This window comes from Bacteroidota bacterium (assembly GCA_020402865.1).
Classification (GTDB): Bacteria; Bacteroidota; Bacteroidia; order Palsa-965; family Palsa-965.
In genome coordinates, this window is sequence record JADBYT010000004.1 from 54,040 (window position 1) to 75,341 (window position 21,302).

Here is a 21,302-nt window from a genome sequence, read left to right on the forward strand (position 1 = left end):
ATATGAGCAGCGCCACCTCTCATTACGACCTGTTGCTGAAAAAACTCGATGAGTTTATCCGCAAATATTACAAGAACCAGCTCATCCGCGGGTTGTTGTATGCCGGAGGTTTGGTGCTGAGCGGGTTTCTGCTGGTGGCTTTGCTCGAATATTTTGCGCGGTTTGATACCACAATGCGCACGGTGCTTTTCTGGGGCTTTCTGGTTGCCGCTGGCGCCGTGCTGGCTAGGTTTGTAATGGTGCCGCTGTTCAGGCTCAACCGCATTGGTAAAATCATTTCACACGAGCAGGCGGCGGGCATTATCGGTACGCATTTTTCAAATGTGCAGGATAAGCTGCTCAACGTGCTTCAGCTCCATCAGACAGCTTCTGCACCCGGTGTAAGCCGCGAACTGATTGAAGCCAGCATTAACCAGAAAATAAGCGAACTCCGCCCTGTACCGTTTACTGCGGCAATTGATCTGCGGCAGAACCGCAGATACGCCAAATACGTGGCCATTCCGGTGTTGATAATCGCGGTTATCTTTTTTACCAACGCAAGTCTGCTTACCGAAAGCACCAACCGCCTTGTAAATCACGGGCAGTATTTCGAGAAGGAAATGCCGTTTAAAATTACGGTGCTGAACAAGAAGCTGGAAACGGCCGAAAGCGAAGACTACAAGCTCGACATAAAGCTTTCCGGAGCCGAAATTCCGGAAACCGTGACCATTCTGCTCGGCGAAAACGAATACAAGCTTAACCGCGAATCCACGCTGAATTTCAGCTATGTGTTCCGCAACGTACAGAAAACACAGGAGTTCCGCCTCAGTGCCGATGGCTTTACCTCTGCGCCTTACACGCTTAACGTACTGGCCAATCCCATTGTGCTGAACTTTGATGTGGAGCTTGTATATCCTGCCTACACCGGCCGCAAAAACGAAACCCTGCGCAACACCGGCGACCTTTCCGTTCCCGCCGGCACGCAAATACGCTGGAAATTCAACACCCGCGCCACACGAAACATGCGTGTGCGCATGAACGACAGTCTCTACCAGCTTAATCCATCGGCCGATAACCGTTTCAGCTTTGCGCAGCGCGTGCTCCAAAGCCGTATTTACACGCTGCACACCAGCAACGAATTTTTGCAAAGCAAAGATTCTATGCGCTACAGCATAAACGTTATTCCCGATCTCTACCCCGCCATCAGTGTAACCGAAAAGCGTGACACCGCCTCGGCCCTGCGCCTGCAGTTTACCGGCGATGTGAAAGACGATTATGGCTTTACCTCGCTCAGTTTCCGCTACCGCACCCTCAATGCTACCGACAGCGCCGGCAAAGCCACCACAGAAGCGTTGCGAAGCGTTACGCTTCCCGTAAACCGCAACCAGCAGCGCGATCAGTTTTACTATTTCTGGGATCTTTCCCGCCTCGGTATTGAGCCCGGGCAGCAGATTGAATACTACTTTGAAGTGTTTGACAACGACGGCGTGTTTGGTGCCAAGTCAACCCGCTCGCAGCGCATGATTTATCAGGCGCCCACCAAACAGCAGCTTTCCGACCTGAATGATGCGGGCAACAAGGAAGTAGAAAAGGCGCTGGAAGAAAGTCTCAAGGAATCGCAGCAGCTGCAGAAAGACATTGATGAGCTTTACAAAAAGCTCATGGAGAAAAAGAACATGACCTGGGAAGAGCGCAAAAAGCTCGATGAACTTACCCAGCGCCAGCAGCAGTTGCAGCAGAAGATAGACAAGCTGAAACAGCAGAACCAGCAAAACATAAACCAGCAGCAGGAGTTTCAGCAAAGCAATCCGCAGCAGGATCAGATGAGCGAGCTTTTCGACCAGCTGAATACCGATGAAATGAAGAAGCTGCTTGACCAGATGCAGAAACTACAGCAGCTGGAAATGAACAAGCAGCAAACACAGAAAATGCTTGACCAGATGAAGCAGGAAAACACCGATACCCGCAAGAATCTGGACCGTACGCTTGAACTGTTCCGCCAGATGCAGGTGGAACAAAAGCTCGACAATGCCATTAATGAACTGAACGATATTCAGCAAAAGCAGGATTCGCTGGCCAAACTCTCGGAGCAAAACAAGGCGCCTGCCGAAGACATTAAGAAAGGCCAGGACAGCCTGAACAAACGTTTTGACGAGCTGCGTCAGGAACTGGATGAATTGCAGGAGCTGAATGAAAAGCTTGAAAATCCAAACGAACTGCCCAATACCGACGTGCAGGAAATGGAAATCCAGCAGCAGCAGCGCCAGAGCAGCCAGCAGCTGCAAAACGGAGGCAAGCCGGGCAAAGCATCGCCCTCACAGAAAAAAGCATCCGACCAGATGCAGCAGCTTTCACAGCAACTGCAGCAGGCCCAGCAGGAAATGCAGGAAAGCAAAGAGGGCGAAGACATGAAAGCGATTCGCACGTTACTTGATAACCTGCTGCAGCTTTCGTTTGATCAGGAAGCCCTGATGAAAGAAGTAAAACAGACCAGCGTTAACGATCCGAAGTACCCTGCCCTTGCCCGCAAGCAGAACAAACTGCGCGATGATGCCCGGATGATTGAGGACAGCCTGCTTGCTCTTTCTAAACGAAACCCAAAGATTTCGCCCAAGATTAATGAGGAGGTTACCAATATAAACAGCAACATGGAGCGCTCCGTGCAAAGCCTTGCCGACCGCAGTTCGGCCGAGGCGCAAAACCGGCAGCAGCAGGCCATGACTTCGGTAAACAACCTGGCGCTTATGCTCAACGAATCACTTGAGCAAATGATGCAGCAAATGAACCAGAGCAAGAGCCAGAAAGAGGGTAATGGTGAGTGCAAGAATCCCGGCGACGGCAAAAAACCCGGTCAGGGCAAAAAGAACAAGCCCGGACAAGGCAAACAAACCGGCCCCGGCAAAGGCGATGGTAAAGGCCAAGGCGCCGAAGGTATCCGCATGAAACAGCAGTCAATCAATCAACGCATGCAGCGCCTGCAGCAACAACAGCAAAACGGCCAGCCCATGAGTGCTGAAGAGCTGGCTCGCCTGGCTGCCGAACAGGAAGCCCTGCGACGTATGCTGGAAGAATCGCTTAAAAACGGTAAAGGAAAAGAAACACCCGGTGCCGGTGGTGCCGGCGATCTTCCCTCCAAAATGGAAGAAACCGAGAACGATCTCGTAAACAAACGCATAAACGCCGAAACTCTTCAGCGCCAACAGGAGATCATTAACAAACTCCTCGAATACGAAAAAGCCGAAAAAGAACGTGAACAGGACGAACAACGCGAAGCCCAGCAGCCAAAAAATGCCCCGGAAAGTAACCCTGCCGACTTTTTGGAGTATAATAGGCAAAAACAAAAAGAAGCTGAACTTTTGAAGACTGTGCCCCCCGCTCTTTCCCCGTTCTACAAAGGCAAAGTCAACGAATACTTTAATGGCGTAGAACAGCAATGAACCTGAATTTTGAAATGCTACAGGAACAGAAACTATCGTTTGCCTCATCGCCCGAGAACATCACACTCGTTGAAAAACTCGTAAACGAAATCTGTGCAAATTCTTCAATCTCTGAAGACTATTACGGAAACATCCTCGTGGCCCTCACAGAGGCTGTAAATAACGCCATTACGCATGGCAATAAACTTGATGCGTCGAAACCGGTTGATGTGAGCTGGGCATCGGAAAATGAAAAACTCAAAGTTACCGTTACCGACCACGGTACCGGGTTTGATTACAACAACCTTCCCGATCCCACCAATCCGGAGAATCTCGAAAAGCCGAACGGACGTGGCGTATTTTTGATGCGCAACCTGGCCGACAACATTGAGTTTTTTGATGAAGGCCGTACCGTACAGCTTGAGTTCAACCTGAAGGCGTAATATGCCCCCGCAACCGAAGCAGATTCTTTTCTTCTCAGACGGAATTCCCTTTGTGCTTCCTGCCAAGGCCGAAACCCGCGCCTGGCTAAACCGCATTGCCCGTAAGCATAAAAAGCAAATCGGGCAGCTTACGTATGTGTTTGTGTCTGATGAGCAGCTTTGGAAAATGAACAAAGACTTTCTGCAACACAACACCTATACCGATATTATCACCTTCGATTATTCAGAGAAGAACACGGTGTCGGGTGAGTTATATATCAGTATTGACCGTGTGCGCGACAATGCGAAAAGTTTCGGTGTGCCAGTGCGCGATGAGTTACACCGCGTAATGGCGCATGGCCTGCTTCACCTCTGCGGCTTTAAAGATAAATCCACAAAAGAAGCAGCAGTTATGCGTAAACAGGAGGAAATGGCCCTGGCGCTGCGTTAAGCTCTTTTTGCTTGTTGACGAGGTATGTTTATGCTACATTTACAATTACGCATAAACCAACACCCATGAAACACCTTCGCTCTCTTTTTGCCTCTACCCTGCTCCTCGCGGCCTTTTTCTATGCTAATGCTGAGCCTGCACAAACCGCAACAAAGCCCGTGCAAGCCACGCAACCTACGGCCAAAGCCAAGGCCCTTTATGGTACGTGGACATTCATCGGTTCCGAAACATTTTCTATGCCGCAGGATCCGAACGACAAGCAAAAGACCGATGTACTTGTGCTGAATGCCGATGGCTCATTCAGGTTCGTAATGGATGGTGTGGAGCATCAGGGCAAGTTTATCATTGATGCCGCCGCCACATGGATTACCCTCACCGATGCAACTACAAACGAAGTATTCAAACTCAAGGTGATTGAAAAAACCGCCACACGGCTTAAGGTCGATTATCGCGATAAGGACGATGTACACAATATCCTTATTTATCAAACGAAGTAATTACAACACCTAAATAAGTAAAACGCCGGACTATTGTGCACGGCGTTTTTATTGTGAGAATAAGTCGCTTTGTATGGGTTTTGTGTGAGGTTGATTTTGTGTATGCTCCTCCCCTGTTTCTTCTACCGGGTTTGAAAGTTTTCGTGTAATCCGCCGGGCTTCGTTTTTGTAATTTACTATAGCGCGTATAGCAGTGAGGCGTTGTTTAGCTTCGCGTAATGTGGTTTCGTGATTTACCAATGGTAATGGATATGTGTTGCCGGGTATGAAATTGTATTCTTTTTGTTCGATTTCTGTGAGCTTCCACGGTTCGTGAATGAGCTGAGCGGGTAATGCAGCAAGTTCAGGAACCCATTTGCGGATAAAGGCCCCATCGTCATCCTGCTCAAGCGATTGTTTAACTACGTTGTACATGCGCAGCGTATGTGTGCCTGTAATGGCAGCCTGCATTTGTATTTGCGGGTAATGAATACCCGGTTCATAATCAAGAAACTGACGGGCAAGGAAAATGGCGGCATCTTTCCAGTGCTGGTTGAGGTTGTGTACAAAGAACGATACAACCATGGCCCGCATCCTGAAGTTGATCCAGCCCGTAGCGCATACACAACGCATACATGCATCCACAAGAGGATACCCGGTTTGGCCGTTTTGCCAGGCTGTTATCCAGGCCTCATTCCGTGCAACATCATCATACACATATGCCCTGTTTACCGGGCGGTTTTCCATTTCACACTCCTGCTCAAACTTCTGTATGAAATGGCTCTGCCACCTGAGCCGTGTAAGGAAATTGCCCAAAGCGAATTTTGTAGTTGGATTGTCAATGATGTGCTGCTGAGTGTACTGATACACCATACGAACTGACAAACACCCATAAGCAATATATGGCGACAACCTGCTGCAGCTTTGCCGGCTTAATCCTGGTTTTGACAAATGCCGGGAGTAGTTTCTTGACCGAGTACGAAGAAACGATTCAAAGTATCTCCACCCATAGCTTTCGCCTCCGGGTTGAAACATAGGATTTATGCTTTTCAACTGTCGTATTAGTTCATCAGGTATTGCAAACGTCTCCTCTATTTCCTCATCAACAATAATATCCTTCCATCGCCCCTCTCCTATTATCAGCTGCGCATCGGCCATGAATGTGTCAAAAGCTTCAATCCAGCCATTCCTGTTTTTCAGCTTACGCGTAATAGGCAGTTGCCTCTCTTCTATCCAGGGCAATTGTTCCCCGTGGAACAATTTGGTTATTTCACGGTCACGCGCAAAGCTTAATGCATTTCCGGTTTCCTGATGTGAATACACCGCGACAACATTGTACCGCTTAAGTATCCATCCAAATACGTTTGCTGTTTTTCCACAACAGAAATACACCCGTTTTTGATATTTCTCTAGTTGCCTGTTGATATCTGCTATTGATTCATATATAAACCGGTGATGTCTGATGTCTGCATCTTCTGCCTCTATTAAGTCCGGGTCGATTATGTATATGGGTAAAACGGCTATTTCACTCTGCAGGGCTCTTGCCAGTGCATAGTTGTCGTGCAAACGCAGGTCGCGTTTAAACCACATTACCACTACCCTGCTTTTCATGCGCTAAATTTGTTCCGGCTGTTTGTTTGGTTTCGCATAGCTGTAGCGTGCTATGCGTGTTGTGGTGTGGTAACTGTCGAGGTTGCTGCTTGTAATGGTTTGTAATTGTTCAATGTCTATGTACCCGTCGTTCTTTATCGCCAGCTCATCAATCCACACTTCTTCCACTTTTCCAATTATCATTACAGTCCGGTTTAGTTTTATTTCTACTTCTTCAGCAAAACGGCAACCTATCCTCAAGCGGCTCTCGGCCACATACGGCGCATTAATTATTGGCGTATGCAATGGTGTTAACCCAACGGCATCAAACTCTGACGTGTTTCTGTTGTAGCGTGCAGCTGTTTGGTGCGCCTGTTGCGTAATTTCGGGATGTATATGGTTGAGGGTAAACCAGCCTGTTTCTTTAATATTCTCATATGTATGTCGTTCTGTTTCCGGTGGTCTAATAATCATTCCCACCAAAGCCGGATTAGCCCCGAGGTGAAACACCTGACTGAATATGGCAAGGTTTGTTTGCCCTGCTGCGTTCTGTGTGCCCACAAGGTTTACACTTTTAAATCCCCAAAGGCTGTTTACGAAGTTGGTGCGGAATTGCTTTTCGAATGCTTCTATTTCCTGTTGGTCTATTTTTCTCATACACTACATTAACCATCATTCACAGCCTATTGTTTACAGGTGTTTCACGTGGAACAGCATTTCACATTGCTATTACCTACCTTTGCATAATATTTCTAATTATCATGCTTCAGGATTATGATGTAATTGTGGTGGGGGCTGGTCACGCTGGCTGCGAAGCTGCTGCTGCTGCTGCAAATATGGGTTCGCGCGTGTTGCTGGTGACCATGAATATGCAAACCATTGCTCAAATGAGCTGCAATCCCGCTATGGGTGGCATTGCCAAAGGCCAGATTGTGCGTGAGGTTGATGCCCTGGGCGGTTACTCAGGCATTGTAAGCGATAAAACAGCTATTCAGTTTCGCATGCTTAACCGGTCTAAAGGTCCGGCTATGTGGAGCCCACGTGTGCAGAGCGATCGTTGGCGTTTTGCCGAGGAGTGGCGTCTTATGCTTGAACAGACTCCGAATCTTGATTTCTGGCAGGATATGGTCTCGCGCCTTTTGATTAAAGATAACCGCGTAGCGGGAATTGTTACCGGTATGGGTATTGAGATACGTGCAAAAGCAGTGGTACTCACTAACGGTACGTTCATGAACGGTATTATTCATGTGGGGGAGAAGCAGTTTGGTGGTGGTAGAATGGGGGAGAAGGCCTCCACAGGCATTACCGAACAGTTAATTGATATTGGCTTTGAGTCGGGAAGAATGAAAACCGGAACACCGCCGCGTGTAGATGGTCGTTCACTCGATTATTCGAAAATGGAAGAACAGCCTGGTGATGAAAAACCGGAAAAGTTCTCGTTTGATACAACTGTAGAGCCAATTACCACTCAGCGTTCCTGTCATATAACCTATACCAGTGATGAAGTACACGATATCCTGCGAACGGGGTTCGAGAAATCGCCTATGTTTCAGGGACGTATTCAAGGGCTTGGGCCACGTTACTGTCCTTCAATAGAAGATAAGATTAACCGTTTTGCCGATAAAGACCGCCACCAGCTGTTTGTTGAGCCTGAAGGATGGAACACCGTTGAGGTTTATGTGAATGGTTTTTCTACTTCGTTACCTGAAGAGGTACAGTACAATGCTCTGCGCAAAGTGGCGGGCTTTGAAAAGGTAAAGTTCTTCCGTCCCGGCTACGCCATTGAGTACGATTATTTCCCGCCCATGCAACTTGATTTAACGTTGCAGACTAAGCTTGTGGAGAACCTTTATTTTGCGGGTCAAATAAACGGGACTACCGGTTATGAAGAGGCAGCCTGTCAGGGAATAATGGCAGGAATAAATGCTCACCTGAAGATTAATGGAAGTGGGCCGTTTATTTTACAGCGTTCTGAGGCCTACATAGGCGTGCTGCTTGATGACCTGGTGACGAAAGGCACTGAAGAGCCTTACCGGATGTTTACCTCACGTGCTGAATACCGTATTCTGCTTCGTCAGGATAATGCCGATGTGCGGCTTACGCCTAAGGCGCATGAGATTGGTTTGGCAAGCGGGGCGCGTTACCAGCGTGTGCAGGAAAAAATTGCTAATTCACGGGCAATTACCAAGTATTTTAAAGATTACAGCATTGAGCCTGCCAGGGTAAATACCACACTGGAACAGCTTAATTCTTCACCTATTTCTCAGAAGGTTAAATTGTTTGGTTTGTTATCGCGCCCTGGGATTTCTGTGGCTGATTTAGCCGGGAGTGATGCAGAAGTGAAGGCCTTTCTTTCTCGGTTTGATGCGGAGACGATTGAGCAGGCCGAGATTCAGATGAAATACGAAGGCTACATTCAGCGTGAAAGCGAAATGGCCGATAAGCTCAGCCGGTTGGAACATATTCAGCTCGATAGCGACTTTAACTACAAGCAGCTTACCTCTTTGTCTATGGAGGCCCGCGAAAAACTGTCGCGTATCCGTCCGCTTACACTCGGGCAAGCATCGCGAATAAGCGGAGTAAATCCGTCTGACATTTCCGTTTTGCTCGTGTATTTAGGGCGCTAGGCAATTCCCCAGTTTTCTGATCAGGGCTTCTCATCATCGGGAGGCCCTGTTTGTTTTATGAGATTTCGTTTCACGTGAAACGCGCGGAGTAAATAACCAACGTTTTGTCAGGGCTTGCGTTCATCATTTTCCGCCTCTTGTCACCGTACATAAATCAGCCTTAATTTAAAAACGACTTGCCTATGGCTTATTTAGCCAGCTACTAACCCTTTTGTCGTTTCGCATTATTCAATCCTATTCAGTTTTCGTTCGTGCCTTCTGTTTTTATTAAACCCATTTTACAGTCAATTATTCCAGCCTATTTCTTTCCGGTCATCATTAGAATTTAAGCCCAAGCACCTCGTTTTTTTCTTTTTCGATTTTCACCCGACTCCCTTTTGAATAAATAACTCAGGCCCTCATCTTTTTGGCTTAATACCAACCGCTCGCCTGGGCCATAATTTCATAATCAGCCTTTTTCAGTTCTAACTGTTTCACGTGAAACCATATTTCAAAACTTATTTCGCACCTCAACCAGGCTTAAACCATCTTTTCAACAACAGCCTGTTCCTTGCTTTCCACCCCGGCATGTTCGAAACATGTATTCACGAGTCAGATTTCGAGCCAGCCAATCGAGTAGCTTTAGTCCTGTGCCTTAACGATACTGTCTGCTATATTTTGGAATTTATCAAATTGGCAAAAATTATGAAATACAGATAGTTACACTAAAATTAAACAACAATTTATGATAGAATCTGCCATATTTATGTTTCACGTGGAACAAATCAAATTTGTAGAACATCTTTGGACAATATTCTTCAATAAGAAAATCGTAAAACACTGAAAAACATAGATTAACAAAACTATTTAAAATATTGTTTCACGTGGAACAACAGAACAACATCAAAATAGAGGCTTGCCCGGTATGCGGTGGCCGCACATTTGCCGACATGATTGTGTGCAAGGACTACACCGTAAGCAAAGCCGAGTTTGCCATACAGCAATGTTCGTCTTGCGGCTTTGCATTCACCAATCCGCGCCCGGCAAACGAACACTTGGGCGCCTACTACGAGTCGGACGATTACATTTCGCATTCCAACACGTCGAAAGGGCTGGTGAGCAAAATGTATCAGCGTGTACGCAAATACACCCTGAAAAAGAAAGTGCAAATGGTAACCGCGCTGGCAGGCAAAACGGGCAACTTGCTTGATATTGGTTGCGGCACGGGCGACTTTCTGAATGCAAGCCGCGATGCAGGATGGAAAATCACCGGTATCGAGCCAAGTCCTTCGGCACGGCAAATGGCCAAAGCCAACCACAACCTCGACATTCTCGACGAGCCGTTGCTTGACACATTGCCCGGCCAGAGTTTCGACGTAATTTCCATGTGGCATGTGCTTGAACATGTGCCCGATTTGCCAGGCCGCATGCAAACACTTAAACGCCTGCTTGCGCCCGGTGGCACGCTCATCATTGCCGTGCCCAACCGCAACGCCCACGATGCCGCACACTACGGAAAATTCTGGGCCGCCTACGATGTGCCCCGTCACCTCTGGCATTTCCGCCCGGACGATATACGCGCACTGGCAAAAACGCACGGCTTCGAACTCACCGCAATAAAACCCATGGTGTTCGACGCATACTATGTTTCGATGCTGAGCGAGAAATACCGCAGCGGCAGCAACCGTTACCTTGCTGCTGCCTGGCGCGGATTTATTTCAAACCGCAAAGCCGGAACCGAACGCTGGTCGAGCCAGATCTACATTCTCCGCCACGCCAATTCATAATGCCATGCTCACCCGTCAGCTGCTTACCATTGGGTTGCTGGTGCTCTCCAATGTGTTTATGACTTTTGCCTGGTACGGCCACCTCAAGTTTCACGAATGGGGCTGGTTTACCCGCGCCGGACTTTTTGCCACCGTGCTCATAAGCTGGGGGCTGGCGTTTTTCGAATACTGCTTTCAGGTGCCCGCCAACCGCATCGGCTACCTCGAAAACGGGGGGCCGTTTAACATGGTTGAGCTGAAGGTGATTCAGGAAGTGGTGTCGCTTATTGTGTTTTCGCTCATTCTGGCATTTGTATTCAAAAAGCAGGAGCTCACGTTAAATCACCTCATTGGCTTTGGTTTTCTCATCCTGGCCGTTTACTTTGTATTCAAGAAGTAGCGCAACAACAGTCTGCTTTGCAACAACACGTTGCAATTAACACGGCAGGAGCGCACGATAAACAAAACAGGAAAAGCACACGTGATTGGTATTGTTATACAGCTTTTGTTGTCGTGGTTGTTGCTGTGGCTTATTGAAAAGAAAAGCCTGAGCGTACTCGGCTTTTATCCCACGGGGAAAAGGCTGCGACTTTTTTTTCTTTTTCTTTTTATTACGGCGGCCTTCTCCGCATCAGAATATCTTTTCAGGATGTGGCTGGCCGGGCAGCGATGGGCTTTAAATAACGAAGGCTCGAGCGCACAACTTATTTCAGGATTATGGTGGAATCTCAAATCGGTTTTGTTTGAAGAACTGATTTTCCGGGGTGCGCTTTTTTATATTCTGATAAAAAGAATCGGCATTCCGTACTCACTCATTATCTCATCATCAGCCTTTGGCATTTATCACTGGTTTTCGCACGAGGTGTTTGGCGATCCGGGACAAATGCTTGTGACCTTTATTATTACCGGAATTATGGGGCTGGTGTACGCCTATGCCTACACAAAAACGTTTTCCCTGCTTGTTCCGATTGCCATTCATTTTGGCTGGAACATGATAAAAAGCGTAGTGTTTTCCGATACCGTGATCGGCAAGCAGCTGCTCGTTATTCAGGAGCCGGTGCCCGTGGTAACAGTTTCGTACTTCGCGTATTTTTTCATCGGCTTCTTTCCAATTATCGGTTGTTGGGCGATGTGTTTTGTGCTGCTTAAAAAGCAGCGTCAGGAGCCATTGCCTTGAACCACGAGCAGCAAAAAGCCGCACCCTCATTTGTTGATGCACGGCAGCGCGCTGTATATCAAAAACAGGAAACTCCGCACCCGGTTTTGGTGTACTCCTGAAGGCGTGTTACTTTGTATTCCAATTGCAACAGAAAATGGACATCAGCTACATCCTCAATCACCTGGGCGAAGACCGCGAGAATTATTTCAACGCGGTAAACCCGCCTATGATGCTTACCACCAACTTCGCCTTCAGAAACGTGGCGCACATGCGCAACGAACTGGAACATGAGCTGGAAACGCCATTTTACACCCGCGGCTATAACCCAACGGTAGCGATACTGCGCCAGAAGCTGGCCGCGCTTGAAGGAGCCGAAGACGCGCTGGTGTTCAGCAGCGGCAGTGCTGCGGTGGCCGCCGCGGTGATGAGTGTGGTAAAAGCCGGCGGACATGTAGTAAGCGCCGAAAAACCCTACAGCTGGACACGCTCCCTGCTGGGAAGCTACCTTGCCAGATACGGCGTTACCGTAAGCTACGTAACCGGCCCCGATACAGCCGGCTTCGAAAAAGCCGTGCTGCCAAACACCCAGCTCATTTATCTCGAAAGCCCGAACTCACTCACGTTTGAGCTGCAGGACATTGCCGGCATTTGCGCCATGGCTAAACGCCACGGTATTCCGGTGGCCATAGACAACAGCTACAATTCGCCGCTTAACCAAAGTCCGATTGCAATGGGTGCCGATCTGGTTATCCATTCGGCCACCAAATACCTGAACGGCCACAGCGATGTGGTGGCCGGTGTAGTGGCGGGTTCAAAAGCACGCATTGCCAAAATGATGGCGGAGGAGTACATGACTCTCGGCGCCGTGGTGGGCGCGCATGATGCGTGGCTGATGCTGCGCGGACTGCGCACGCTGGAGCTGCGCGTGCAACGCTCGGCCGAATCGGCACAAAAACTGGCGGAGTTTCTGGCCGCGCACCCCAAAGTGGAGCGTGTATATTATCCGTGGCTGCACACCAATGCCGATTTTGCGCTGGCGCAGCAGCAGATGAAGCGGGGAGGGGGGCTGCTTTCGGTTTTGCTCAAGGCCGGTGAGGTAAAACAAGTAGAAGCTTTTTGCGACGGACTGAAGCGGTTTTTGATTGCCACTTCGTGGGGGGGGCATGAGTCGTTGTGCTTTCCGTTGTGCGCGTTGAAAGCCTCGGCCAGTTTTACAAGTCCGCTGCCGTGGAATCTGGTGCGGTTATATGTGGGGTTGGAGGATGCGGAGTTGCTGCGGGAAGATCTGGCGCAGGCGCTGGAGCGGGTGTAGGTTTTTGGGTGTTTTTTTCGCTTCGCGAAAATCCAGGTAGTATGTATGGGTTGGTGTTCTTTTCGCTTCGCGAAAATTCAGGATTGAGACAATGCCTGTTTTCGCTTCGCGAAAATGCGGCGTGTTGTGCGTCGGGATTATTTGCAATGATCCCGGCATACGTCCGCTTGAAAATGATGCACCCGCCGGGAAAGTGCTTTCTGTCCAAATAAAGCATCATTGCCCTTTCCCGGCAGATTTGTTTTTCGCCCCAGCCCAAAGCCTGCGACAGATTCCCGGATTAAAGCAGCTATTTTTGCCGTCGCCGCCTTTGGGCTTGTGCAAAAAACAAATGCCCGGACTGAAAAAGTCCGGGCGTGCATCGCTTTATCGTGACTCCGGAGGGATTCGAACCCCCAACCAACAGAACCGGAATCTGTCATTCTATCCAGTTGAACTACGGAGCCGTAAATTCAGGGGCAAAGATAGCAACCTGTGGCGGATTTCAAGGGTTTTACACAATAAACAAACACAAACAGAGTTAACAGGCTGTGACAAACGCATAAATTTGTACTGATGCGACTTTATTCTACTCTTCAGAAAACGATTCTTCTTTTTCTTCTCGCGGTATTAACTACGGGGCAGCTTGCTGCACAACAGGCGCAGGCGCTTGGGTCGTGGCGCGTGCATTTGCCTTACAAAAAAGGACGGTTTGTGGCTGGTGGACCGGCTGCGGTGTGGTGTGCTTCCGACTTTGGCCTGTTCAGAACAAACCGGGCCGATGGTAGCGTGCAACGCATTACCAAAGTGGAAGGACTTTCAGACCTTTCGTTTTCGGCGCTTGAATATGCTCCGGATAATGATGTGCTCGTTATCGGGTATAAAACCGGAAACATCGACCTGCTTTACAACGGACGCGTGGTAAACCTGCCCGATATACGCCGCTCTACCATTATCGGCAGCAAAACCATCAACAACATTACCGTGGTAGGCTCGCTGGCTTACCTCTCGTGCGGATTTGGCATCGTGGTGCTCGACCTGAATCGTGTGGAGGTGAAAGACACCTACATTATTGGAAACAACGGGACCTACCTCGAAGTGTTAGATGTAACCACAGATGCGAACCAGATTTATGCCGGTACCGCACAAGGACTTTATTACGCCTCACTCACCAATCCGTTCCTTTCAAGCTTTACCAGCTGGACACGTTACACATTCCTGCCATCCACCAAAATAAACGCGCTGGCATTATTCAATAATGAAGTTATTGCCAACTACCGCCCTTCCAACACGGCATTAACAGACGTAATGATTCACCTCGATCCGGTAAGTCTGCTGTGGGATACGGTGCCTAATTTTGGTGGTGGTCGTTTTGTGAGCGATATTGATGTGCGGAATAATGAAATGTTTGTGGCCGATATTTATTCCGTGCCGGTGCTTACACCCGCGTTTGCCGAAACCCGGCTTTACCTTGCGGCGGCCAGCGGTCCGTTGTTTCCCAATTCAATTTTTGTGGATCAGACGCACCCCTGGGTGGCCGATAACGAACGCTCGTTGATTCAATCGACGGATGTGTTTAATGGTGTGGTGTATGCCCCCAACGGACCTTCGTCGGTAGATGTGTTTGCCATGACCGTTTCGCAGGGCGAACTGCTGGTGGTGCCGGGCGGACGCGATGATGCGTGGAACAATATTTACAGCCGCGAAGGTGCATCAAAGCTAAATAACGGCCTTTGGACAAACTACAACCGGAACACGCTTCCCATGCTGGTTGATTCAACCTACGACCTGATTTGCTGTGCCATTGATCCTACAAATTCCAACCACTTTTTCTTCGGCTCGTGGGGCGAAGGGCTGGTGGAAATGAACGGCAACCAGATCACCACCATTTACGATCAGAACAACAGCATCCTGCAATCGCGCCCTGCTTATCCGTGGTGCGGCGTAAGCGGACTGGCATACGACGAAAGCAATAATTTGTGGGTGGTAAACTCACACGTGCCGCAATGCCTTAAAGTGCGTACGCCAAGCGGCCAGTGGCGGTCGTTTGATTTCTCCGGCTTAGTGGCAGGCGAAAATGTGGTGGCTCATCTGCTCATTACACAAAGCGGCCAGAAATGGATGATTTTGCCCCGTGGTGGCGGCATGCTGGTGTTTGACGACAAAGGCACGCTGAACACCACCAGCGACGACCGCAAGCGTAAATTAGGCTTTACCACTGGCGTAGGCAAAATTCCGGGTAACGAGGTGCTGTGCATGGCCGAAGACGACGATGGCGAAATTTGGGTAGGCACCAACGACGGAGTGGGCGTTTTTTACGCACCCGAAAATGTGTTTAACGCAAGTGGTTTCGACTGCCAGCGCGTGCTTATCAACCAGGACGGCACCTTGCAGGAACTGTTGAAAGGACTTGAAGTGACTTCAATTGTAATTGACGGCGCCAACCGTAAATGGATTGCCACACGCGGCGGCGGCGTGTTCCTCATGTCGGCCGACGGCACAACTGAAATCCTTCACTTCACCGCCGCAAACAGTCCGCTGCTTTCAGACAATGTAGAAACCATTGCCATAAACGACGCCACCGGCGAAGTATATTTCTCGACCGATAAAGGCCTCATTTCCTATGTAAGTGATGCCGTGGAAGGTGGCGACAAAAACGAAGACGTAATGGCCTATCCCAATCCGGTGCGCCCTGAGTACACCGGCCCCATTGCCATTCGCGGATTAGTAAAAGATGCCGATGTGAAAATTACCGACGTGCGCGGCAATGTGGTGTTTAAGACCAAGTCGCTGGGCGGACAGGCTATTTGGGATGGCAACAACTTTGCCGGCCAGCGCGCAGCTACTGGTGTGTATCTGGTGTTTATCACCAACGACGATGGCTCGGAAACAGCCATTACCAAGATTTTGTTTGTGAATTGAGGTAAAGTACTCCGGTGGCTTCGATCTCCGCAGGCATGCGGAGACTCTGCCGCCGGGAGCAAAATACTCCGGTGGCTTCGATCTCCGCAGGCATGCGGAGACTCTGCCGCCGGAAGCAAAGTACTCCGGTGGCTTCGATCTCCGCAGGCATGCGGAGACTCTGCCGCCGGGAGCAAGGATTCTTCGCGGCCAACGCACCACAAAGTCACCGTATCTTTGCCGCATGCTACACAGCACGCGGGGCATTGTGTTCCACACCATTCCGTATTCCGACAGCCGGCTCATTGCGCGTATTTACACTGAGCAGTTCGGGCTGCGGAGTTACATTGTGTCGGCCTCGCGGAGTAAAACGGGCAAGGTGCGCAGCCGCTTGCTTCAGCCGCTCATGCATCTGGATCTGGTGGTACAGCAGCGCGAAAAAAACACGCTGCACAGCATCAAAGAACTGAGCTGCCACGCGCCTTACCGCCACCTGCACGAAGACATTGTAAAAACCACCGTGGCGCTGTTTGTGGCCGAAGTGCTGCACAAAGCCGTGCGCGAAGAAGAGCCCGACCAGCCGTTGTATGATTTCATCTGCTCCTCGCTGCAGGTGCTTGATCTTTTGCACGAAGGCACGGCTAATTTTCACCTGGCCTTTCTCATGCAGCTTACGCGCTACCTCGGCTTCTATCCGCAAAGCAACAACAACGGCCCGCAAAGCGTGTTTGATCTGCGCGACGGGATTTTTCGTCCGCACATTCCCAATCATCCGCTCTTTGTGGATGCGCCTGAATCGCGCCAGCTGGAAGTACTGCGCGAACTGAGTTTTGCCAACCTCGCCACACTTAAACTCAACGCCGAACAGCGCCGCCTTTTGCTGGTACACCTGCTGCGCTACTACGAGCTGCATGTGAGCAATATGCAGGGCATAAATTCGCACGAAGTGCTGAGTGTGGTGTTGGGGTAGATTGTTATCTTTATTTCGTCAGACATCATCATAGTATTAACCCCATTATCCACATCCATGCGTATTCTTAGCCTTGCCGGTTTGGTTGCTTTCCTGATGCTTGCTTTTACCACATGCAAAGAGAAAAAAACACCGGAGGAACTTTTGTGTGAGCAAAACACCTATGAGCCATATTCAGTGGAACTTTTCGAATTCAAAACTACGCCGGACACAACGATGGTGATTTATTTTAACCGCGAAGTGTCTGAAGAAGATGTCCCTCTTGAGGTGGTGTTGTACTTTGGTGTTGACTCCAGCTCAAGAACTCAAAAAGCGGCCTATATTCAGCTACCATTGAAAAAAACCAAGGGTCGAAAACTCAGCTACAAAATCCCGCTTAACGAGCCTGAAATAGACAGCTTAAACACCTATGCCAAAAGAGAGTTGTTCAATGTTTATGTCTGGGTTTCGGCAAATAATAAATTAAGTTATAAATATGGCTCTATCAGACCAGCAAAATACGCCGGAGAAACAACAGAATTTTATCCTGACAGTACGCGGTCTTTTTCTTATAGAGGGATGAAACAATTAACAAGAGCAACCGATTCGTTATTGCGAAAAAAGCTGTGTTTTGCAGACAATGAAATGGTGTATTTATGGCTTACAGATAATTACAGATACTACAGCGGCAAATACAACGATTCGGGGAAAAAACATGGACATTGGAAGTGCTTTTACAGCAATGGAAAAACAATGTTTGAAGGAGAGTTTAAGGATGGAGTGCAAATAGACGTTTTTCTCAGATACAATTATTACGGCACACTTTGCGACACGGTTAAAGGTCCAATGTGGTGGTAACGGCAGGGGTATTTATAAAATATTGGCTTACAACGCCCCCTGTATTTCGCTAATTTGCGCGAAATAAATTACTCAACCCATGTCCACACTCCAAGACCAATTCCTGCTCCGCCCCGACATTACTTACCTCAACTTCGGCTCTTTCGGCGCTACGCCGCGGCCGGTGTTTGAGGCTTACCAGCGCTGGCAGCTTGAGCTTGAGCGCGAGCCGGTGCAGCATATCGCGGTGCGTGCGCCGCAGCTTTTGCGTGAAGCCCGCGAGGCATTAGGCAACTACGTAGGCGCACATGCCGACGATCTGGTGTTTACGCCCAATCCCTCGCAGGCCATAAACATTGTGGCGCGTAATCTTGAGGCCGTGCTGCAGCCGGGCGACGAAATTCTGAGCACCGACCTTGAATACGGCGCCATGGACCGCACATGGAACTACTACGCGCGCAAAAACGGCTGGGTGTATCGCCGCCAGCCTATTCCGCTGCCGCTTTCGGGGCAGGACGAGTTTCTGCAGGCATTCTGGGCCGGACTTACGCCGCGCACCAAAGTGGTGTTCATCGGCGAAATTACCAGTACTACTGCGCTCGTGTTTCCGGTGGAACAAATTTGCCGCAAAGCCCGTGAACTGGGGCTGCTTACCATTGTGGACGGCGCCCACGTGCCCGGGCATATTCCGCTAAACCTCACCGCACTCGATCCTGATTTTTACACCGGCGCCTGCCACAAATGGATGATGGCTCCCAAAGGCTGCTCGTTTTTGTATGCCCGCCGCGACAAGCAGCATATGCTTGATCCGCTCATCATCAGCTGGGGCTACGAAAGCGTGGCTCCCACGCACTCGCGCTTCATCGACTACCACGAAATGCAGGGCACCAATGATTTCAGCGCGTATCTGGCGCTGCCCGCCTGCATTGAGTTTATGAAACAGCACAACTGGCCCGAAGTAAGCCGCCAATGCCGCGAGCTTACGCTGCAAAACATTCCGCGCTTTGCCGCACTGCTGCGCACGGTGCCGCTGGCTCCGCTGAATAGTGGCATGTTCGGCCAAATGTGCAGCTTGCCGCTGAACTTCGTGAAACCGGTGGCTTCGATCCCCGCAGAAATTTGCGGGGACACAACCGCCGGTGGGAATGTCATTGCGGCGGAATCTGTTGCCGGAGCTGATGCCTCTTCGGCTGAGTCTGCCCCTCCGGCGACTTCGACAAGCTCAGTCTCCGGAGGCAATTTCGCGGCGGCTAATTCAGTCGCGGTGGCTGAGCTTGTCGAAGCCACCGCTGCCTCTGCCGCCGCGCTTAAAAAGCGCCTTTACGAGGAATTCAAAATAGAAATCCCTGTAATGATGCACAACGGACAGGCTTACTTGCGCTATTCCATCCAGGCATTCAACACACAGGCCGATCTGGACAGGTTGTATGAGGCGCTGGAGGCGGTTTTGTAGCAGAAAAGTTTTTTGCCCGCGCCAAGAATACCTAAAATTGGTATATTTAATGAACAAAGCAATGCAATGAACAAAAACACATCCATTACTCTTGGCGGTCATTTTGAGGAGTTTATTCAGCATGCGCTGCAGCAGGGCAGATATAAAAATGCAAGCGAAGTAATTCGTGCCGGATTGCGCTTGCTTGAGGAAGAAGAGAATAAAGTTCAGGCGTTGAAAATAGCTGTTCAGGAGGGTATTGATAGCGGTATTGCGGAAGACTTTGACCCCGAAAAACACATTAAGGCGCTTAAAGCAAAAAGGAAATAATGGGGAAGTTGAAATTTTCCCGGAAAGCACTTACCGATCTGGAAGATATTTGGGATTACACGGTTGAGAAATGGTCGGAAAAACAGGCAGAAAAGTACTATCGTTTCCTTCTGGATGCCTGTAAGGAAATAGCCGCAAATCCTAAAGCCGGCCGGAGTTATACTCAAATTTCACCCAATCTTTTTGGGGTAAATCCCGGACGGCACATTGTTTTTTATCAGTTGGATGAGCAGGGCGACACAGTAGTGCTCAGAATCCTGCATCAGCAGATGGATTTGAAACAGCGAATGGGTGAGTGATTTTTGAGAACAGAAGTTTATATAGTCGCTATTCCATTCGGGCATTCAACACACAGGCTGAGTTAGACAGGTTGTTTGAGGCGCTGGAGGCGGTTTTGTAAATAAAATCACGAAGACTCGGCAGTCAACGTTTCTAGTTCTTCCATAATCAGATATGAAGCAGGAGGAGAGCCCTGATTCACATGACAATCAACCCATTCGAAGAAATTAGAGTTTTTCATCAACAATGAAAATTCAGTGATGAGGTAGTTTTTAAGAGGTGGTTCGGAGTTTTTGATTTCAGACCATATAGAGATCCTGTTTTCCAGCACAAAAACAATGTCTTCAAAATCCTGACTGGTTCTGCCGTCCTTTCCTCCCCGTCCTTTGAACGCCTCCATTTTTGTAGCAAGAAAATAAGGCGCACTTAATATTCGTATGTCCAGTTTATCATCTAACATGTGTGTAGCCGAATTATGAAACCCATCGTGATACCAGATATTTTCAAAACCAATAAATGAGGCATCTTTTGTGGGCATAATGTCAACAGTAATACCTTGTATTTTATAACGGCAAACAACAGAAGAATCAATGTCGTTTACAAATCCTAAACCACGAAGTTTTTCTTCAAGTATTGTTCGGGCTTTATAGCTTATTAATTCAATAATTATATCAACATCATCAGTCGGACGCACATCATAGGTTATCAAATCTGAGTATAAAGAAAGTGTGGCACCACCCACAAAAACCACGTCAGGCCTCATTTCTTTCAGCGCATTGGCCACCACTTTTAACCGCAACAAATTATTACTATGATTCATTAAGAATTTGCTTTTTCAGTTCAGATACCGCAAAGGTAACTTCACGAACCCGCCCTACGCGAATAAGATCTACAAGCGCAAGCAAAAAATACAGCGTCTGGTCTTTTAACACTGCCGATGTTTGGTTTTTATATAACGGTTCTACTGCAAGTCCGCTAAGTGTTCCTTTCTGATCGGGCCACACATAATCCATTTCGCTTACAAACACATTTCGTACTGAGGGATGCGCATGAGCTGTGGGCACACCGCGCACAAGTGTTCCCGGTTGTTGCGGAAACACATATTTCAATCCGTGTTCAATAAACTCCATCAGGTTCATTCGCTTAACTGCTTTCTTTTTGTAATCAATAAGGCCGGCAGCAACACTTCTGTTCAGCGATTCGGATACTTCTGATACGCTTATCCCCAATTCGTTGGCAACGTCAATAAGCCGCCAGTTGCTGTTGTTCAGCGCAATTATTTTTAGAAGAATTACCACATCCTGTGGCCGCATGCCATTGTGTTTTCGCATAACACAAAAATACACATATTCTCATTTCGCAATTTGCGAAATGAGAATATGTATGAAAATACAAACACAAATTGTTGAATAACAGGC

The 21,302-nt window shown here is 48.8% G+C and carries 19 protein-coding genes and 1 tRNA gene; 15 read left to right on the plus strand and 5 right to left on the minus strand.

Annotated elements, in window-relative coordinates:
• Positions 1 to 2 precede the first annotated feature (2 nt).
• The 4 genes from IM638_03480 (at position 3) to IM638_03495 (ending at position 4,765) form a co-directional block, all read left to right on the plus strand.
• The gene (locus IM638_03480) at positions 3 to 3,416 is read left to right on the plus strand and encodes a DUF4175 family protein (protein ID MCA6362071.1); all 3,414 of its coding nucleotides are present in this window, start codon (positions 3 to 5) and stop codon (positions 3,414 to 3,416) included.
• Positions 3,417 to 3,430: 14 nt separating this feature from the next.
• Positions 3,431 to 3,838: an ATP-binding protein gene (locus IM638_03485; protein ID MCA6362072.1), complete on the plus strand. Its 408-nt coding sequence runs from the start codon at positions 3,431 to 3,433 to the stop codon at positions 3,836 to 3,838.
• Between the two features lies 1 nt (position 3,839).
• The gene (gene ybeY / locus IM638_03490; protein ID MCA6362073.1) at positions 3,840 to 4,268 is read left to right on the plus strand and encodes an rRNA maturation RNase YbeY; all 429 of its coding nucleotides are present in this window, start codon (positions 3,840 to 3,842) and stop codon (positions 4,266 to 4,268) included.
• 65 nt (positions 4,269 to 4,333) lie between these two features.
• A complete protein-coding gene (locus tag IM638_03495) occupies positions 4,334 to 4,765 on the plus strand; it encodes a hypothetical protein (protein MCA6362074.1) in 432 nt (143 codons plus the stop codon).
• A 48-nt stretch (positions 4,766 to 4,813) separates the two neighbouring features.
• Here the strand turns inward: IM638_03495 and IM638_03500 are convergent, their stop codons facing one another.
• Entirely contained in the window at positions 4,814 to 6,355 is a 1,542-nt protein-coding gene (locus tag IM638_03500) for a deoxyribodipyrimidine photo-lyase (protein ID MCA6362075.1), read from the minus strand.
• A 3-nt stretch (positions 6,356 to 6,358) separates the two neighbouring features.
• Positions 6,359 to 6,991, minus strand: coding sequence for a flavin reductase family protein (locus IM638_03505; GenBank protein MCA6362076.1), 633 nt, complete (start codon positions 6,989 to 6,991; stop codon positions 6,359 to 6,361).
• Between the two features lie 104 nt (positions 6,992 to 7,095).
• On the opposite strand from IM638_03505, the gene mnmG reads away from it, so the two are divergent.
• The 5 genes from mnmG to IM638_03530 all read left to right on the plus strand — a co-directional run bounded on the left by mnmG (position 7,096) and on the right by IM638_03530 (position 13,177).
• The gene (gene mnmG, locus IM638_03510; protein ID MCA6362077.1) at positions 7,096 to 8,961 is read left to right on the plus strand and encodes a tRNA uridine-5-carboxymethylaminomethyl(34) synthesis enzyme MnmG; all 1,866 of its coding nucleotides are present in this window, start codon (positions 7,096 to 7,098) and stop codon (positions 8,959 to 8,961) included.
• Between the two features lie 863 nt (positions 8,962 to 9,824).
• The gene (locus tag IM638_03515; protein MCA6362078.1) at positions 9,825 to 10,727 is read left to right on the plus strand and encodes a class I SAM-dependent methyltransferase; all 903 of its coding nucleotides are present in this window, start codon (positions 9,825 to 9,827) and stop codon (positions 10,725 to 10,727) included.
• A gap of 4 nt (positions 10,728 to 10,731) precedes the next feature.
• Positions 10,732 to 11,106 (plus strand): DMT family protein, encoded by a 375-nt coding sequence (locus IM638_03520; GenBank protein MCA6362079.1) that lies wholly within the window; start codon positions 10,732 to 10,734, stop codon positions 11,104 to 11,106.
• An 81-nt stretch (positions 11,107 to 11,187) separates the two neighbouring features.
• On the plus strand, positions 11,188 to 11,883 hold the full coding sequence (locus IM638_03525; protein MCA6362080.1) for a CPBP family intramembrane metalloprotease: 696 nt from the start codon (positions 11,188 to 11,190) through the stop codon (positions 11,881 to 11,883).
• A gap of 136 nt (positions 11,884 to 12,019) precedes the next feature.
• Positions 12,020 to 13,177 (plus strand): aminotransferase class I/II-fold pyridoxal phosphate-dependent enzyme, encoded by a 1,158-nt coding sequence (locus IM638_03530; GenBank protein MCA6362081.1) that lies wholly within the window; start codon positions 12,020 to 12,022, stop codon positions 13,175 to 13,177.
• Positions 13,178 to 13,549: 372 nt separating this feature from the next.
• Here IM638_03530 and IM638_03535 read toward each other — a convergent pair.
• Positions 13,550 to 13,623: transfer RNA gene (locus IM638_03535), tRNA-Arg, on the minus strand.
• Between the two features lie 109 nt (positions 13,624 to 13,732).
• On the opposite strand from IM638_03535, the gene IM638_03540 reads away from it, so the two are divergent.
• The 6 genes from IM638_03540 (at position 13,733) to IM638_03565 (ending at position 19,904) form a co-directional block, all read left to right on the plus strand.
• Positions 13,733 to 16,078 (plus strand): T9SS type A sorting domain-containing protein, encoded by a 2,346-nt coding sequence (locus tag IM638_03540; GenBank protein MCA6362082.1) that lies wholly within the window; start codon positions 13,733 to 13,735, stop codon positions 16,076 to 16,078.
• A 223-nt stretch (positions 16,079 to 16,301) separates the two neighbouring features.
• Positions 16,302 to 17,027: a DNA repair protein RecO gene (gene recO / locus IM638_03545; protein MCA6362083.1), complete on the plus strand. Its 726-nt coding sequence runs from the start codon at positions 16,302 to 16,304 to the stop codon at positions 17,025 to 17,027.
• Between the two features lie 57 nt (positions 17,028 to 17,084).
• Entirely contained in the window at positions 17,085 to 17,864 is a 780-nt protein-coding gene (locus IM638_03550; GenBank protein MCA6362084.1) for a hypothetical protein, read from the plus strand.
• 79 nt (positions 17,865 to 17,943) lie between these two features.
• Complete coding sequence (locus IM638_03555; GenBank protein MCA6362085.1) at positions 17,944 to 19,296, plus strand: aminotransferase class V-fold PLP-dependent enzyme; 1,353 nt, start codon at positions 17,944 to 17,946, stop codon at positions 19,294 to 19,296.
• Positions 19,297 to 19,362: 66 nt separating this feature from the next.
• Positions 19,363 to 19,605: a type II toxin-antitoxin system ParD family antitoxin gene (locus IM638_03560; protein ID MCA6362086.1), complete on the plus strand. Its 243-nt coding sequence runs from the start codon at positions 19,363 to 19,365 to the stop codon at positions 19,603 to 19,605.
• On the plus strand, positions 19,605 to 19,904 hold the full coding sequence (locus tag IM638_03565; protein ID MCA6362087.1) for a type II toxin-antitoxin system RelE/ParE family toxin: 300 nt from the start codon (positions 19,605 to 19,607) through the stop codon (positions 19,902 to 19,904). The genes IM638_03560 and IM638_03565 overlap by 1 nt, the downstream gene beginning before the upstream one ends.
• Positions 19,905 to 20,011: 107 nt before the next feature.
• Here IM638_03565 and IM638_03570 read toward each other — a convergent pair whose 3' ends face one another.
• A complete protein-coding gene (locus tag IM638_03570) occupies positions 20,012 to 20,704 on the minus strand; it encodes a nucleotidyl transferase AbiEii/AbiGii toxin family protein (GenBank protein MCA6362088.1) in 693 nt (230 codons plus the stop codon).
• A complete protein-coding gene (locus IM638_03575; protein ID MCA6362089.1) occupies positions 20,694 to 21,197 on the minus strand; it encodes a hypothetical protein in 504 nt (167 codons plus the stop codon). The genes IM638_03570 and IM638_03575 overlap by 11 nt, the downstream gene beginning before the upstream one ends.
• Positions 21,198 to 21,302 lie beyond the last annotated feature (105 nt).